The sequence below is a fragment of the Streptomyces sp. SCSIO 30461 genome, from assembly GCF_037023745.1.
In the GTDB taxonomy this organism is placed as follows: domain Bacteria; phylum Actinomycetota; class Actinomycetes; order Streptomycetales; family Streptomycetaceae; genus Streptomyces.
Window position 1 is genome coordinate 1,797,393 of sequence record NZ_CP146101.1, and the last position, 16,245, is coordinate 1,813,637.

Below are 16,245 nucleotides of genomic sequence, written 5' to 3' on the forward strand. Positions count from 1 at the left end.
GGAATTTCACCTAGACCGGATAGGCGGTGTAGACGGAGAAGCCACCCCGTCCCTTGTGTTTCGTCTTCTTCAAGACCACTCGTACCCCGTTACCGGCATTCGTGATCGACCTGTCAGCATGGTAGACCTTGCCCAGGGACGGATACGCGTTCCATGATCCCTCGATGGCCGGGTACTTCTCGCCGTCATCGGCCTTGGCCAGCCACTTCTCGAACGCCTTCCACTTCTTCGTGTCCAGCACCTTCTGCCCGTGCTTGTTGGTCATGTGGAAGTAGTCCGATACGACACGATCTACTGCCTGCTGGGCTATCTCCGCGTTGGTCCAGACCGTGTTGGGCCGTCCCGGTTTGGCCTCCGCGAAAGGATCCTGCGGGTTGACGTGCTTGCTCAGGGTATGCAACTCGTAATCGCTGAGGTTCGAGAGGTTCTCGTCCGACAGGCTCAGGCAGTTGTGCACCAGCACGTCCGCGGACTGGGGCCCGTCGGTTGTCACATAGAACGTGTGCAGGCCGCTGACCGTGAGGTCGTAGACCTGCCGGGGCACCAGTCCGGAGCGATCCCGCACCTCGGTCACGGCGCGCAGGCTGCCGTTCGGGCTGAGCAACCGGTCTCCCGGGCGCAGTTCGGAGGCAAGGACCCAACCGCGCTCATGAACGCGGATCTTGTGACCGGGCGTGGTGTCCAGGCTGCTGCCGCCGGCCAGGCCGATGGTCAGCAGACGGTCGGCAGGGTGCTGGAACGTGTCGGTGACCGGCTCGGGGCGCATCTGACTGTTGTTCGGGTCAGTGGCCATCACAAGATCGCCGAGTCCGACCGCAGCGATCGGCCGACGCGATCCGTCGGCCATCAGCACTGGTGTATCGGCTGGGAAACTGTTGACCCGGCAGGATGTGAACGCGTCCTCGTATGCGTTCATTGTTCGCTCGACCTTGGCAATGCTCGAGGGGTCCAGTCCCTCGATGGCTTTGAGGGCCTTGAATGCGTCGGCGACGCCGATGCCGGTCTTCAGTGCAGCGTCCAGAGCCCAGAGCGCCTCGGTGAGCTTCCCGAACGCCTTGCCTGGTATGAAGTTGCTCGCAGCCCAGGCGCAGCCGCTGGCGCTGCCGTGGTAGCAGTCGACGAAGTCCTGGACCAACACCGCCTTGAGGATCTTGTAGGCCGCAGTCATCTCTATCAGGTCCAGCTTGGAGAAGTAGCTGGTGACCTTTTTCTGCAGGCCGGGGAACGGCTTGCTCTCGATGAGCAAAGTGTCCTCGGACGGGCAGCCGGTGGCGTCGGCGGGTACATCGGGGTTGGTACAGAGGAAGAAGTCGACCACCGCGTTGAAGGTGACGGTGAACGTGACCTCGCAACCTTCGAAACCGATCTCGATGACGCAGTCGTTGTGCTGTTTGGCCGCAGTGATCTCGATGGTGTCTTCGTTGACGACGGTCCAGGTGCCGCCGATTCCGGTTGCCGCGCCGGTCGCGACCTGCTTGTTCGCGGCGTTGCGTGCCGCCTCCTCGACCGCCTTTTGGGCTTCCTGGGCGTACTTGAGTGCGTCCTTGGCGGCCTGCTCCGCCTCGGTGGCTGCGACGGCGGCGCGGTCGGCGGCAGCGCGGGCGTCCTTGGCTGCCTGTTCGGCCGCGGCTGCGGCCTGGCGGGCGGCTTGGGCGTCGAGTGCGGCCTGGTCGGCTGATGCTCGGGCGTCCTTGGCGTAGCCTTCGGCGCGTCCGGCTGCCTGGTCGGCGACTGCGGCGTCCGCGGTCGCTTGTTGCCCGTACTCGACGGCGCGGGCGAGTGATGCCGACGCCTTCGACGCTGCCGTGGCCGCACTGGCGGCGTAGCCGAGGGCTTCCTTGGAGTAGGTGCGGGCGTTGGCGGCGTGGGTGGCGGCGTTGGCCGCGTACTGGTAGGCGATCTTCGCGTCGCCGGTGGCCTGGTCGGCGAGGTTCTTTGCGGCTGCGGCTTCAGCCTGTGCGTTCTTGGCGTGGGCGTCGGCGACGGCCTTCTGCTGGTTCGCGATGGACTTGGACGCCTGGCCGACCAGTACAACCAGGCTGGCGGCCGAGTCGGTGGTGACGTAGGGCGAGCCGAGCTGGATCGCGTCGTTGGCGGGCTTGGCGACCTGGGCGGCGGCGTTGCCGGCGTCGACCGCTGCCTGCGCGGTGACATGGGCGAAGCCAGCGGCCTTCGCCGCGGCGGCCAATGCCTTGATTGCCTCCTTGTTCGCCTTGTCTGCCTCAGACTTGGCGGTCTTGGACTCCTGTTCTGCTTCGTCGGCCATCTTGACTGCGTAGTTCGCTTCATCGGAGGCGTGCTGCGCGGCGTCGATGGCGTCCGCGGCGGCGCTTGTGCTGGTCCCGACAGCGGCATCTGCCTTCAGCTTGGCAGCCTCGGCGGCGTCAGCGTTCGAACGCGCCCGCTTAGCTGCCGCTTCGGCACGGGTGGCCGCGGCATCCGCCTCAGCAGCGGCCTGGGATGCGGCATCCGCTGCTGCCTGGGCGCGGGCAGAGGCGGCTTCCGCGTCGCTGGCATATGCGTCCGCGGCGTTGGCTGCAGCCCTGGATTCCTGAGCATTGCTGTCGGCCTCGTGCGCCTGGGCGTACGCCTCCTTGGCATCGGCCTTGGCTCGGGCGGAATCCGCTTTCTGCGCGGCATCCCACGCGTCGTCATTCAGATCACGAGCGTTGTCACGGGCCTTGACCGCCGCATTCTTACGGGCGGCGGCGGTGGCCTCGGCGGCCTCGGCCTTCTCCTTGGCGTCCTGGGCGTTGGTCGCCTCGGCCTGTGCGGTCTGCTTGTGCTGGTTGGCTTCGGCCTGCTTGGCGGCGGCGGTCTCCTTCTCCGCCTTGGCCGTCTTCTCCTCGGCCTCCGCCGCCAGTCGCTTGGCGTGCGCGTCGGCGGCGGCAGCCTTCGCGTCGGCCTCCGCCTTCAGCGCGACGGCGAGCTTGGCCTCCGCGGTCTCCTTGTCCTTCTTCGCGTTGTCCCGGTGCAGCTTCGCCGCGTCAGCAGCCGCCTTCGCCTGCAACTCGGCCTTGTGCGCAGCCTCCTTGCGGAACTCCGCGTTGACCTGAGCCGCCTGCGCCAACGCGCGCTGCGCGATCGTCGCACTGTCACCGGCGGACGCCCTCGTCGCCGCCTCGGCGGTCTCACCCGCCTTCACCATCGCCGTCAACGCGGCCACGACGCCCTTGGTGACCTGCGCCTTCTGCTGACCCACCAGCAGACCACGACCCCGCGGCGCACCGGCCGCGTCCGCGATCCCGTACGCCACCTGCTCGGCGGCGTCCGACGCCGTACCCGACTTCTTCGCGCTCTCCAACTGCACCTTCAGCACAGCCAACTGCTTCTTCGCGGCGGCCTGGGTGTCGGTGACACCCTTCTTCGCCTTGTCGAACTGCGCCTTGTCCGGATAGTCCGGCCTGTCGGTGCCGTCGTCACCGGACGGCTTGATCAGGAACTTCTGCGCACTGGTGCCCTTGCAGTCCCACACCCGTACGTCCGTGGCCTTGTCCAGGGCACTGAGGTCCAGGCACTTGCCGGTGGAGAGGCTCCTCAGGGTCGAGGCGGCCTGGACATCGACTTTCCATTCCGTGGACTTGTCGCAGTCCGAGAGCTGAACCTTCGTACCGTTGGCCGACTTGTTCCCGGCCACGCCCAGACATTGATCCGAATTGTTTGCACTTATATGGAGTTGGTTCTCGTCGCCGCCGTAGAACGACCATCGTTGGTCATCGCCGCCATTGCAGGTGTAGATCTGTACATCCGCACCACTGACTTTGGCGTTGCCTTCGATGTCCAGGCACATGCCCTTGGCGCCGGGGACCTCGATGGTCACGTAGCTTTTACCGATCCAGCCCACCCCACCCGCGGACCAGTAGTCCTGCCAACGGGCCAAACGGTCGGCGGCCCACGAGTGACCCAGCAGGTCTCCGAGCGTCTTCGCGCCGGCGGCGAGAGCCTTCGTGGCGTCCTTGTTGGTGGTCAGGATCTGGTTGCGCTGGGCAGCCTGGGAGGCGATCTCCTGCTGCCACTCCTGCGCCGCCGTGGCCGACAGGTTGCCCAGGGCCTCGTTCGGGTCTATCGGGTCACGCCAGGCACACCCGGCGAACCGCGTCTTCAGATCCTCCACCGCGATGCGGAACTCCGCTGTGCCCGGCTGCGGCGCAGTACGGGGGAAGCCGCCGGACGCGAGGAAGATACGGGCGTTGTCCGCGCCCATCGGCTCCAGGGACGACCCCAGCAAATACTCGAACGCATTGTACTCGTCGACCTGACGTCCCCATTCCGGCAAATTCGGATCGGGATCGTTGCCGTACAGCGGCTTGCCGAGGTCCTTGACGGCTTTCACCGTCGCCTTGTCGGCCTTGGGTGTGGGGTCCTCGTAGAAGTCGGATTCGTTCTTCCAGAACCGGTCGTCGATCCACTTCGACAGGCCGGTCTGGTAGTAGAAGTCTCCTTCGTCGTCGAGTGGCCCCGGTCCTCCCGGAGGCTCGTCGAACTGTGCTATCGGAGGCTCCGTCAGTCCCTCAAGCGGCTTCTTCCATGTGTGCCAGAGGGCTTCGAGGGCAGCGTCGTCCTTTGCTGCCGCGTCGCGGTCCTTCTTGTACGCCTGGGAGAGCGGGGTGCTCTTCCAGTACTCGGGGTCGGCCAACTCGTGCAGCTTGTCCTGGGACTGGTTGAGGCCGTCCTGCGCGACAGCGGACATCGCCTTCCCGCCGATGCGCAGCACATCGGACATCAGGCACTGGTCCTGCCGCAACTCTTCCGCGGGGGTTTCCTCGAACCAGTCGTCGGCTTCACCGGCCAGCGCCAGCCTGCCCCTGGCGTCCCCGGTGACCAAGTCCGGTTGGACGGCCAGGCCACTGAGAACGGTCAAAGCAGCGACGGACGCAATCGCGGAGGTGAGAGTGGTCGAGGATCGTGATCTGGGGTTGAACAACCCCGGTCTGAAGCGCAAGAGGAGCATCCTCCGTAGTGAATGCGGGCAGGCGGGAATGACTGCCGTGAGAAAGAAGTGATGGCCGGCCTCAGGTCGCCACGCTGTCGTGGCGCGGCGACAGGTCAGCAGTGGGTGGTGTGTGAAGCGGGCCTCATGCTGAGCCGGTGTCGCGGTACGACGGCGTATCCCTCCCCCGTGGCAGCACAGACCCCCCGGCTGCCGAATGATGTGTGCGCGTCATGGTGGGGTGGTCAAGGTCCCCACCTTGCGCGCTGCGATCACCCTAACCCCGGTCCAACTGGGCGCCGCAAGGCTTTACTCGGCCGTGCGGGGTGGAAGCGGGGGAGTGCGGGTGTCGTTCTCCTGGCGCACTATGTGTAAACACCAAGCTCACGGCTGGAGTTATCTGTGTGCAACATGTGAAGGTGACGTGTTGGTAACGAGGTTCTCGCAAGGCGGCTGACGGGGAAATGAACGTCCGTCGCCGGACGTTATCGGCCTGTCATGAGGATGAAGTCCGCGCTCTACGCTTCACCGAGTTCGCCGGTGGCGGCTAGCACCGGGGCGCCCGGAAGGGCCTGCGAGGTTCGGAAGGTCCCGCCCTCGGCGCCTGCCCGGAGAGCAGTGGCAGTCTCCTGAATCCTTGACCGCCTGAAGGAGCGGCTCGTGCAACATGGCCGTGTCCGAGTTCATCGAGCAGTGGACCCTGTACGCGGTGTGCAGGTCATGACCGCGATCCTGAAGGACGTCATGCGCGTCACCGAAGACTCCTAGCGGCTCACGACCGAGCGGGGCGGGGTGACCGAGCACCGGGTTCCGCAGAGCGGGGGAGTCGGCGCTTGTCGGAGTGGTATGGGATGAGCCTGTCGAACTCGCTTGGGGCTTCGACCCTCTGCGGGGTTTGACCAGGGTGGCATTTCGTATCGCGCAAGGGCAGTACGTGTCGCCCCCCGGCTCTTGTCCCAACTCTTCCCGCTGCTTGCGGCAGGAAACGACAGTGGGCCGCACCCGATCCGCTCGGGTGCGGCCCACCGCTGTACATCGTCGGTCAGTGGCGCTTCTCGCCGCCCAGGTGGTGGACCCGCACCATGTTGGTGGTGCCGGGGATGCCGGGAGGGGAGCCCGCGGTGATGATCATGGTGTCGCCCGGGTTGAAGCGCTGGAGCTTCAGCAGGGCCGCGTCCACCAGGTCGACCATCGCGTCGGTGGTCTCCACGAACGGGGCGATGAAGGGCTCCACGCCCCAGCTCAGGGTGAGCTGGTTGCGGGTGTTCTCGTCCGTCGTGAAGGCGAGGATCGCCTGCTCGGCACGGTAGCGGGAGAGGCGGCGGGCGGTGTCGCCGGACTGGGTGAAGGCGACCAGGGCGCGGCCGTCGAGGAAGTCGGCGATCTCGCAGGCGGCGCGGGCCACCGAACCGCCCTGGGTGCGGGGCTTCTTGCCGGGGACCAGGGGCTGGAGGCCCTTGGAGAGGAGCTCTTCCTCGGCGGCGGCGACGATCTTGGACATCGTCTTGACCGTCTCGATCGGGTAGGCGCCCACGCTGGACTCGGCCGAGAGCATCACGGCGTCCGTGCCGTCCAGGATCGCGTTGGCGACGTCGGACGCCTCGGCGCGGGTCGGCCGGGAGTTGGTGATCATCGACTCCATCATCTGGGTCGCCACGATCACCGGCTTGGCGTTGCGGCGGCACAGCTCGATGAGCCGCTTCTGCACCATCGGGACCCTTTCGAGGGGGTGCTCGACGGCCAGGTCGCCGCGCGCCACCATCACCCCGTCGAAGGCCATGACAACGGCCTCCATGTTCTCGACGGCCTGCGGCTTCTCCACCTTGGCGATGACCGGGACCCGGCGGCCCTCGTCGTCCATCACCTTGTGGACGTCCTTGACGTCGTCGGCGTCCCGTACGAAGGACAGCGCCACCAGGTCGCAGCCCATCCGCAGGGCGAAGCGGAGGTCCTCCACGTCCTTCTCGGACAGGGCTGGGACGTTGACCGCCGCGCCGGGCAGGTTGATGCCCTTGTGGTCGGAGATGACACCGCCCTCGACCACGATCGTCTTCACCCGCGGGCCCTCGATCTCGACCACCCGCAGCTCGACGTTCCCGTCGTTGATCAGGATCTGGTCGCCCTTGGAGACGTCTCCGGGCAGGCCCTTGTACGTGGTGCCGCAGATGGACTTGTCGCCCTGGACGTCCTCGGTGGTGATGGTGAACTCGTCGCCGCGGACCAGCTCGACCGGTCCTTCGGCGAAGGTCTCCAGACGGATCTTGGGGCCCTGGAGGTCGGCGAGCACCCCGACCGGGCGGCCGGTCTCGGCGGCTGCCCTGCGGAGACGGTCGTACCGCTCCTGGTGCTCTGCCTGGGTCCCGTGACTCATGTTGAAACGGGCCACGTTCATGCCGGCCTCGATGAGCGCTTTCAGCTGCTCGTAGGAGTCGACGGCGGGGCCCAGTGTGCAGACGATTTTGGAACGGCGCATAAGGCGATCCTATCGGTTTGTTTCTAGCCGGAATATTCCGTCTGGTGAAAAGTACAAATGGGCGCTGTGCCGCTCAGGCGTGAGACTCGCCAGTAGCTGTTTTCCCGGTGGATGTGTTCCCGATCAGGGCGAAGGTCTGCCGGGCGATTTCCCGCTCCTCGTCCGTCGGTACCACCGCGACCGCGACCCGTGCGTGGGCCGGCGAGACGAGCCGCGGCTCAGCGGACCGCACGGCGTTCAGCTCCGTGTCCAGCACAAGCCCCAGCTCCTCAAGACCGGCGGTGGCAGCCTCCCGCACCTCGGCCGCGTTCTCACCGACCCCCGCCGTGAACACCACCGCGTCCACCCGGCCGAGTACGGCGTAATAGGCGCCGATGTATTTACGCAGCCGGTGCACGTAGATCTCGAAGGCGAGCAGCGCGGCGCGGTCGCCTTCGCCGATCCGGCGGCGGATCTCCCGCATGTCGTTGTCGCCGCACAGTCCGACCAGACCGCTCTGCTTGTTGAGCAGGGTGTCGATCTCGTCCATGGACATTCCGGCGACCCGGCCCAGATGGAAGATCACGGCCGGATCGAGATCACCCGAGCGGGTGCCCATGACCAACCCCTCCAGCGGGGTCAGCCCCATCGAGGTGTCGACGCAGCGTCCGCCGGCGACCGCCGACGCCGAGGCCCCGTTGCCCAGGTGCAGCACGATGACGTTGACGTCTTCGGGTGCCTTGCCGAGCAACTCGGCGGTCCGGCGCGAGACATAGGCGTGCGAGGTGCCGTGGAAGCCGTAGCGGCGGATCCGGTACGCGTCCGCGGTCGCGGCGTCGATGGCGTACCGGGCCGCGTGCTCCGGCATCGTCGTGTGGAACGCGGTGTCGAACACCGCCACCTGCGGCAGATCCGGGCGCAACGCCCGTGCGGTGCGGATACCGGTGATGTTCGCCGGGTTGTGCAGTGGAGCGACGGGTACGAGGCGCTCGATCTCCACGAGTACCTCGTCGTCCACCACGGTGGGTGCGGTGAACCGCTGCCCGCCGTGCACGACCCGGTGGCCGATGGCGGCGAGCTCGGGGGAGTCCAGGCCCAGACCGTCCCGCGCCAGTTCCTCGCCCACGGCCTTCAGCGCCGCACCGTGGTCAGGGACCGGGTCCGTGCGCTCGCGTGTCCCGGCGTTCGGTCCTGCGGGCACGGTGTGGACCAGCCGGGAGGTTTGCTCGCCGATGCGCTCGACCAGGCCGACGGCGAGCCGGGAGCCGTCGCGCATGTCCAGCAACTGGTACTTGACGGACGAGGAGCCGGAGTTCAGGACCAGGACACGGGAGGCACGGCTGCGGGTCATACGGGCTACTCCTGGGACGGGGACGGGGACGGGGCCTGGGACAGGGACTGCGGCTGGGACTGGATGGCGGTGATCGCGACCGTGTTGACGATGTCGCTGACGAGAGCGCCCCGGGAGAGGTCGTTGACCGGCTTGCGCAGCCCCTGGAGCACTGGACCGACGGCCACCGCTCCGGCCGAACGCTGCACCGCCTTGTACGTGTTGTTCCCGGTGTTCAGGTCGGGGAAGACCAGCACCGTGGCCTGGCCGGCCACTTCGGACCCCGGCAGCTTGGTCGCGGCGACGGAGGGCGCCACCGCCGCGTCGTACTGGATGGGGCCCTCGATCTTGAGCTCGGGATGCCGCTCGCGCACCAGCTTGGTGGCCTCGCGCACCTTGTCCACATCGGCGCCCGAGCCGGAACTGCCGGTGGAGTACGACAGCATCGCGATCCGCGGCTCCACGCCGAAGCGCGCAGCCGTGGCAGCCGACTGCACCGCGATGTCGGCGAGTTGCTCGGCGTCCGGGTCGGGGTTGACCGCGCAGTCCCCGTACACCAGCACCTTGTCGGCGAGGCACATGAAGAAGACGGAGGACACGATCCCGGCATCGGGCTTGGTCTTGATGATCTCGAAGGCGGGCCGGATCGTCGACGCGGTGGAGTGCACCGAACCCGACACCATGCCGTCCGCCAGGCCCTCCTGGACCATCAGGGTGCCGAAGTAGTTGACGTCCGACACGACGTCGTGCGCCAGTTCGACGGAGACTCCGCGGTGGGCGCGCAGCCGTGCGTACCGCTCGGCGAATCGCTCGCGCAGCTCGGAGCGCGCGGGATCGATGATCTGCACGTCGCCGAGGTCGATGCCGAGGTCCGCCGCCTTCTTGCGGATCGCCTCGGCATCGCCGAGCAGCGTGAGGTCGCAGACGTTGCGGCGCAGCAGCACATCGGCGGCGCGCAGCACCCGCTCCTCGGTGCCCTCGGGCAGCACGACCCGGCGCCGGACGGCGCGGGCCTGCTCCAGCAGATCGTGCTCGAACATCATCGGGGTGACCCGCCCGGTGCGCGCGACCTCGACCCGGGCGAGCAGTCCCGCGGTGTCGACATAGCGCTCGAAGAGCCCGATCGCGGTCTCCGCCTTACGCGGTGTCGCCGCGCTCAACCGGCCCTCCATCGCGAAGAGCTCGGCGGCGGTGGGGAAGGAGCCGCCGGGCACCGAGATCACCGGGGTGCCGGGCGCCAGTCGGGAGGCCAGGGCCAGGATCGAGTCGGCGGGCCGCTCGTCCAGGGTCAGCAGCAGTCCCGCGATGGGCGGAGTTCCCGCTGAGTGTGCGGCGAGCGCGCCGACCACGAGATCGGCGCGGTCACCCGGGGTGACGACCATGCAGCCGGGAGTCAGGGCCTTCAGCAGATTCGGCAGCATCGCGCCACCGAAGACGAAGCCGAGCGCGTCGCGGGCCAGCCCCGAGTCGTCCCCGAGCAGCACTGTCGCTCCCAGCGCCTGGGTGACCTGGGCAACCGTAGGGGCAGCCAGCGCCGGTTCGTCGGGTATGACATAGCACGGGACGGGTACGCGGGCGGCGAGCCGTTCGGCGATCGCCTCGCGGTCCTGCGGCGCCACCCGGTTCACCACCATGGCGAGGATGTCGCAGCCCAGCACCTCGTAGGCACGGTGGGCGTTGCGGGTCTCGGCGCGTACGGACTCCGCGGTCTGGCCCTTGCCGCCCACCACGGCGATGACGGACGCGCCGAACTCGTTGGCCAGCCGTGCGTTCAGCGCGAGCTCGTCGGGGAGTTGGGTGGCGTGGAAGTCCGTGCCGAGTACGAGCACCACCTCGTACTCCCTCGCCACCGCGAGGAAACGCTCGACCAGTTGGGACACCAACTCGTCGGTGCCCTTCTCCGCCTGGAGCGCGGCGGCTTCGTCGTATGCCATGCCGTACACGGATGCCGGATCCTGGGTGAGCCGGTAGCGGACGCGCAGCAGGTCGAACAGCCGGTCGGGCCCGTCGTGCATCAGGGGGTGGAACACGCCCACGCGGTCCACCTGCCGGGTCAGGAGCTCCATCATCCCCAGATCCACCACCTGGCGGCCGTCGCCGCGGTCGATCCCGGTCACGTACACGCTGCGGGTCACGCGTCGTCTCCTGTTTCTGCTGTCGCTGCGTCGGGCGGTCCTGTGCCGAATGCGGTGCGGCGTCCGGGGCATGTGCCAACGGCGATCTGGCACGCTGGAATACCCCCGATGGGGTCGCATTGCCCTCTTGACAATACCCCCGGCGGTGGGTAAGGCGCCCGCCGCGTCGGCCTGGAGTGCGTGAGCGGCCCCGAGTGGAAGAATCGGTAGCGGTGGACGCCATGTGCACCGGTGATCGCCGCGTGTACGGGGTGAGGGGGGAGGGAGATCGGGAGTGACGGCACGATGCGTATCGGAGTCCTCACCGCGGGCGGCGACTGCCCGGGCCTGAACGCAGTGATCCGGTCGGTCGTCCACCGCGCCATGACCGGCTACGGAGACGAAGTCATCGGTTTCGAGGACGGATTCAAGGGCCTGCTCGACGGCCACTACCGTCCGCTCGACCTCAACGCCGTCGGCGGCATCCTGGCCCGCGGCGGCACCATCCTCGGCTCGGCCCGCCTCGAACGCTCCCGGCTGCGCGAAGCCGCCGAGAACAGCACCGAGTTGGCCCGGCGGTACGGCATCGACGTGCTGATCCCGATCGGTGGCGAAGGAACGCTCACCGCGGCCCGGATGCTGTCCGAGGCCGGAATGCCCGTCGTGGGAGTGCCGAAGACCATCGACAACGACATCTCGGCCACCGACCGCACCTTCGGTTTCGACACCGCCGTCACCGTCGCCACCGAGGCGATCGACCGCCTCATGACCACGGCGGAGTCGCACCAGCGGGTCATGGTGGTCGAGGTGATGGGGCGGCACGCCGGCTGGATCGCGCTGGAGTCCGGAATGGCGGGCGGCGCCCACGGGATCTGCCTGCCGGAACGCCCCTTCGAGGTCGACGACCTGGTGAAGATGGTGGAGGAGCGTTTCGCCCGGGGCAAGCGGTTCGCCGTCATCTGCGTCGCCGAGGGCGCCCACCCCGTCCAGGGCTCCATGGACTACCGCAAGGGCGAGATCGACCAGTACGGCCACGAGCGCTTCCTGGGTATCGGCGGACGCCTCGCCGTCGAGCTGGAACGCAGGCTCGGCAAGGAGGCCAAGCCCGTGATCCTGGGGCACGTCCAGCGCGGCGGTGTGCCGACCGCGTACGACAGGGTGCTCGCGACCCGCTTCGGCTGGCACGCGGTCGAGGCGGCGCATCAGGGCGAGTTCGGCCTGATGACGGCGCTGCGCGGTACCGAGGTGGTGCTGGTGCCGCTGGCGGAGGCGGTCACCCGGCTGAAGACGGTGCCGCCGGACCGGTTCTGCGAGGCGGAGTCGGTCTTCTGAGCGGGCCGGTCGGCCGCCGGGCCGGACGGGGCGACCCCCTCCCGCACGGGCAGGGGGCCTGGGCAGCGCCGCGACGCGTCAGCGGTCGGACGGGAGCCAGCGGTACTGGAGCTCGGGACGGCCGATCTGCCCGTACTGGGGACTGCGGTCCGCACGCCCCGCCGACACCAGGTGCTCCAGATAGCGCCGTGCGGTGATCCGGGAGATCCCCAGCGCGGCCCCGGTCTCGGCGGCCGTCACCCCGCCGGGGGAGTCGCGCAGGGCACGGGTGACCGCTTCCAGCGTCGGGCCGCTCAACCCCTTCGGAAGCGCGGCGGGTTGCGGCGCACGGAGTGTCGCGAGGGCCCGGTCCACGTCCTCCTGGCCCGACGCCTCACCCGCGGCAGCCCGGAACTCGGCGTATCGGACGAGGCGATCGCGCAGGGTGGCGAAGGCGAAAGGCTTGAGCACATACTGCACCACCCCGAGCGACACTCCCTCACGCACGACCGCCAGATCACGGGCCGATGTGACGGCGATGACGTCCGCCGCATGCCCGCCCGCGCGCAGCGACCGCAGCAGTTGGAGCCCGTGCCCGTCGGGCAGATACAGGTCGAGCAGGATCAGGTCGACGGGAGTCCGCTCCAGCAACCGGTGCGCCTCGGCGCGCGAGTGCGCCACACCGGCGACGCCGAAGCCGGGTACGCGTCCGACGTAGAGCGCGTGCGCGTCGGCCGCGACCGGGTCGTCCTCCACGACGAGTACACGCACATTCCGGGCGCCGCTCATCCGCTCACCCCTTCGCCCGCCGGTTCGCCCATGCGGGCGCCTGCCTCGTCGCCCCCCGGTTCGCCTGCGCGCGCGCCCGGCTCTTCGGCCGGTTCCTCCGCACGCAGCGGCAGCCGTACGGTGAATTGGGCACCGCCGTCGGGCGCCTGGGCGATCTCGACGGTGCCACGGCCCCTGTGCACGGCCTGCCGTACGAGGGCGAGGCCGAGGCCCCTGCCGGGACCCCGGGTCGACCAGCCGCGCTCGAACACCGCGTCCCTGTCGCCGGATCCCACGCCCGAGCCGCTGTCGCCGACGCGGAGTACGAGTTCGCGACCGTCGGCGCGGGCGGAGACGGTGACCCGCGACCGCGCGGGCGGGGGCGCTCCCGCACGCGCGCCCGGCGCGGACGCCGCCTCCACCGCGTTGTCGATGAGGTTGCCCAGGATCGTCACCAGATCGCGCGTGGACAGCCAGGGCGGCAGCACACCGTCATCGATGCGGCTGTCATCGCTGAGCACCAGCTCCACACCGCTCTCATTGGCTTGCGCCGCCTTGCCCAGCAGCAGCGCCGCCAGCACCGGTTCGCCGACCGCGCTCACCACACGGTCCGTGAGCGCCTGCGCCAGCTCCAGTTCGGCGGTGGCGAACCGCACCGCCTCGTCCGTACGGCCCAGTTCGATCAGCGAGACCACGGTGTGCAGGCGGTTCGCCGCCTCATGCGCCTGGGCGCGCAGCACCTGGCTGAATCCGCGCTCCGAGTCCAGCTCGCCGGTGAGCGACTGGAGTTCGGTGTGGTCCCGCAGGGTCACCACCGTGCCCCGACGCTCTCCGCCGACCACCGGCTGGGTCGACACGACCAGCACCCGGTCCGAGGTCAGATGAAGTTCGTCCACCCGCGGCTCACTGGCCAGCAGGGCGCCGGTGAGCCCCGGCGGCAGCCCGAGTTCGGCCGGGCCGCGCCCTACTGAGTCGGGGCCGAGGCCCAGCAGTTCCCGGGCGCCGTCGTTGATCAACGCGATCCGCCGCTGCCCGTCCAGCATCAGCAGCCCCTCGCGCAGCGCGTGCAGCGTGGCCTCGTGGTAGTCGTGCATCCGGCTGAGCTCGGCCGCGTTCATCCCGTGTGTGTGCCTCCGCAGCCGGGCGTTGATCACATACGTGCCCGCGCCGCCCAGTGCCAGCGCGGCTCCCGCCGTCCCCAGCAGCGCGGTGAGCTGCTGGGACACCTGCGCGCTGATCCGGTCGATGGTGATGCCCGCGCTGACCAGGGCGACGATTCGGCCGCCGTCGCGTACCGGAGTGATCGTCCGCACCGAGAGGCCGAGCACCCCCTTGTGCGTCTCGGAGAAGGTCCGGCCCTGCAACGCCTCGGCGGTGTGCCCGATGTAGGTGCGGCCGATCTGCTCCGGTTCCGGATGGGTCCAGCGGGTCCCGTCGGGCGCCATGATCACCACGAAGTCCACACCGGAGTCCTCGCGCACCCGCTCCGCGTAGGGCTGGAGCACCGCACTGGTCCGTGCGACCTCGCTGAACACGGCGCCCGGCGCACCGTCCGCCGCCCGCCCGCGGATGCCCGGCTCCGCCCGGTCCGTCCGCGCCGCCACGATCACCGACGGCGAGTCGGCCACCGCCGTGGCGGTCGCCACCGTCTGCCGCCGCGCGGTCTCCTCCGCCTGGTCCCGGTCGGTGAGATACGCGAACACGGCGCACCCGGCCACGACCGCCGCGACCAGGACGACCTGCATCGCGAAGAGCTGGCCGGCGAGGCTCCGGGGTCGGGGGCGTGGACGCCGTATGTGCATGCCGTCAGTGTGCACGTCCGCTTTCGTGTGAACGAAACGTACGCAAGGGTGACCGGTGTCACAGGGTGGTGGATAGTCACGGCAGTCCAACGGGACGTGGACGACAAGGACGTTTCACCAGGCCGAGGAGGAATCCCCGTGGCAACCGCACCAGCAGCCGCACGGCGGGACCGTACGCACTACCTGTATCTCGCCGTCATCGGTGCCGTCGCCCTCGGCATCGCCGTGGGCTTCGCGGCCCCCGGTGTCGCCGTCGAGCTCAAGCCGCTGGGCACCGGCTTTGTGAACCTGATCAAGATGATGATCTCCCCCATCATCTTCTGCACGATCGTGCTCGGCGTGGGCTCGGTCCGCAAAGCCGCCAAGGTGGGCGCGGTCGGCGGCCTCGCCCTCGGTTACTTCCTGGTGATGTCCACCATCGCCCTCGGGATCGGCCTGGTCGTCGGCAACATCCTGGAGCCGGGATCCGGCCTCCACCTCACCGAGGCAGCGAAGGCGGCCGGCGAGAAGCAGGCGGCCGGTGCCAGTGAGGGCACGGTGGACTTCCTGCTCGGTGTCATCCCCACGACCCTGGTCTCGGCCTTCACCGAGGGCGAGGTCCTCCAGACGCTGCTGGTCGCTCTGCTGGCGGGCTTCGCGCTCCAGGCCATGGGCAGCGCCGGGGAGCCGGTCCTGCGCGGCATCGGCCACATCCAGCGCCTGGTCTTCCGCATCCTCGCGATGATCATGTGGGCCGCTCCGGTGGGCGCCTTCGGCGCGATCGCCGCGGTGGTGGGCGAGACCGGTGTCGACGCGCTCAAGTCGCTCGCGGTCATCATGATCGGCTTCTATGTCACCTGCGCGCTGTTCGTCCTGGTCGTGCTCGGCACGTTGCTGCGACTGGCCGCCGGGGTGAATCTGTTCGCCCTGCTCAGGTATCTGGGCCGGGAGTTCCTGTTGATCCTCTCCACCTCGTCGTCCGAGTCCGCGCTGCCGCGCCTGATCGCGAAGATGGAGCACCTGGGCGTCTCGAAGCCGGTGGTGGGCATCACCGTGCCGACCGGTTACTCCTTCAACCTCGACGGCACCGCGATCTATCTGACGATGGGTTCCCTGTTCGTCGCCGAGGCGATGGGCACCCCGCTGTCGGTGGGCGAGCAGATCTCGCTGCTGGTCTTCATGATCATCGCGTCCAAGGGCGCCGCGGGCGTCACCGGCGCGGGACTCGCGACGCTCGCCGGCGGCCTGCAGTCGCACAAGCCCGCGCTGGTGGACGGGGTCGGCCTGATCGTCGGTATCGACCGCTTCATGAGCGAGGCGCGCGCCCTGACCAATTTCGCGGGCAACGCCGTCGCCACCGTGCTCATCGGCACCTGGACCAAGGAGATCGACAAGGAGCGGGTCGCCGAGGTGCTTGCAGGGCGGGTCCCGTTCGACGAGCGGACCCTGCTCGACGAGTCCGGCGACCGGGCGCCCGCAGTGTCGGCCGAGAGCGACGTACCGGACCAGCGGGAGCAGCCCGTGCCCGTGCCGACCGTGAAGGTCTGACCGCTCCTCGT

General features: G+C 68.8%; 8 protein-coding genes. 2 read left to right on the plus strand and 6 right to left on the minus strand.

All coding sequences use genetic code 11. From position 1 onward, the window contains the following. Positions 1–10: 10 nt before the first annotated feature. From V1460_RS08220 to pta, 4 genes are all read right to left on the minus strand, one after another. On the minus strand, positions 11–4,951 hold the full coding sequence (locus tag V1460_RS08220; RefSeq protein ID WP_338673041.1) for a ricin-type beta-trefoil lectin domain protein: 4,941 nt from the start codon (positions 4,949–4,951) through the stop codon (positions 11–13). 1,021 nt (positions 4,952–5,972) lie between these two features. Further along, positions 5,973–7,403: a pyruvate kinase gene (pyk, locus tag V1460_RS08225; RefSeq protein ID WP_338673042.1), complete on the minus strand. Its 1,431-nt coding sequence runs from the start codon at positions 7,401–7,403 to the stop codon at positions 5,973–5,975. Between the two features lie 73 nt (positions 7,404–7,476). Further along, the gene (locus tag V1460_RS08230) at positions 7,477–8,733 is read right to left on the minus strand and encodes an acetate kinase (protein ID WP_338673043.1); all 1,257 of its coding nucleotides are present in this window, start codon (positions 8,731–8,733) and stop codon (positions 7,477–7,479) included. A 5-nt stretch (positions 8,734–8,738) separates the two neighbouring features. Next, the gene (gene pta, locus V1460_RS08235; protein ID WP_338673045.1) at positions 8,739–10,847 is read right to left on the minus strand and encodes a phosphate acetyltransferase; all 2,109 of its coding nucleotides are present in this window, start codon (positions 10,845–10,847) and stop codon (positions 8,739–8,741) included. Between the two features lie 285 nt (positions 10,848–11,132). On the opposite strand from pta, the gene V1460_RS08240 reads away from it, so the two are divergent. Beyond that, complete coding sequence (locus V1460_RS08240; protein ID WP_338673047.1) at positions 11,133–12,158, plus strand: ATP-dependent 6-phosphofructokinase; 1,026 nt, start codon at positions 11,133–11,135, stop codon at positions 12,156–12,158. Between the two features lie 78 nt (positions 12,159–12,236). On the opposite strand, the gene V1460_RS08245 is transcribed toward V1460_RS08240, so the two are convergent. Beyond that, positions 12,237–12,926: a response regulator gene (locus tag V1460_RS08245; RefSeq protein ID WP_338673048.1), complete on the minus strand. Its 690-nt coding sequence runs from the start codon at positions 12,924–12,926 to the stop codon at positions 12,237–12,239. Then, complete coding sequence (locus tag V1460_RS08250) at positions 12,923–14,707, minus strand: ATP-binding protein (RefSeq protein WP_338673049.1); 1,785 nt, start codon at positions 14,705–14,707, stop codon at positions 12,923–12,925. The genes V1460_RS08245 and V1460_RS08250 overlap by 4 nt, the downstream gene beginning before the upstream one ends. Positions 14,708–14,845: 138 nt before the next feature. Here V1460_RS08250 and V1460_RS08255 point away from each other — a divergent pair, with 138 nt between their 5' ends. Beyond that, on the plus strand, positions 14,846–16,234 hold the full coding sequence (locus tag V1460_RS08255; protein WP_338673050.1) for a cation:dicarboxylate symporter family transporter: 1,389 nt from the start codon (positions 14,846–14,848) through the stop codon (positions 16,232–16,234). The last annotated feature ends 11 nt before the right edge of the window (positions 16,235–16,245 follow it).

Excerpts from the sequence above, each read along its gene's own strand:
- V1460_RS08220 (WP_338673041.1), bottom strand. The coding sequence starts at position 4,951 with ATGCTCCTCTTGCGCTTCAGACCGGGGTTGTTCAACCCCAGATCACGA.
- pyk (WP_338673042.1), bottom strand. The coding sequence starts at position 7,403 with ATGCGCCGTTCCAAAATCGTCTGCACACTGGGCCCCGCCGTCGACTCC.
- V1460_RS08230 (WP_338673043.1), bottom strand. The coding sequence starts at position 8,733 with ATGACCCGCAGCCGTGCCTCCCGTGTCCTGGTCCTGAACTCCGGCTCC.
- V1460_RS08240 (WP_338673047.1), top strand. The coding sequence starts at position 11,133 with ATGCGTATCGGAGTCCTCACCGCGGGCGGCGACTGCCCGGGCCTGAAC.
- V1460_RS08245 (WP_338673048.1), bottom strand. The coding sequence starts at position 12,926 with ATGAGCGGCGCCCGGAATGTGCGTGTACTCGTCGTGGAGGACGACCCG.
- V1460_RS08250 (WP_338673049.1), bottom strand. The coding sequence starts at position 14,707 with ATGCACATACGGCGTCCACGCCCCCGACCCCGGAGCCTCGCCGGCCAG.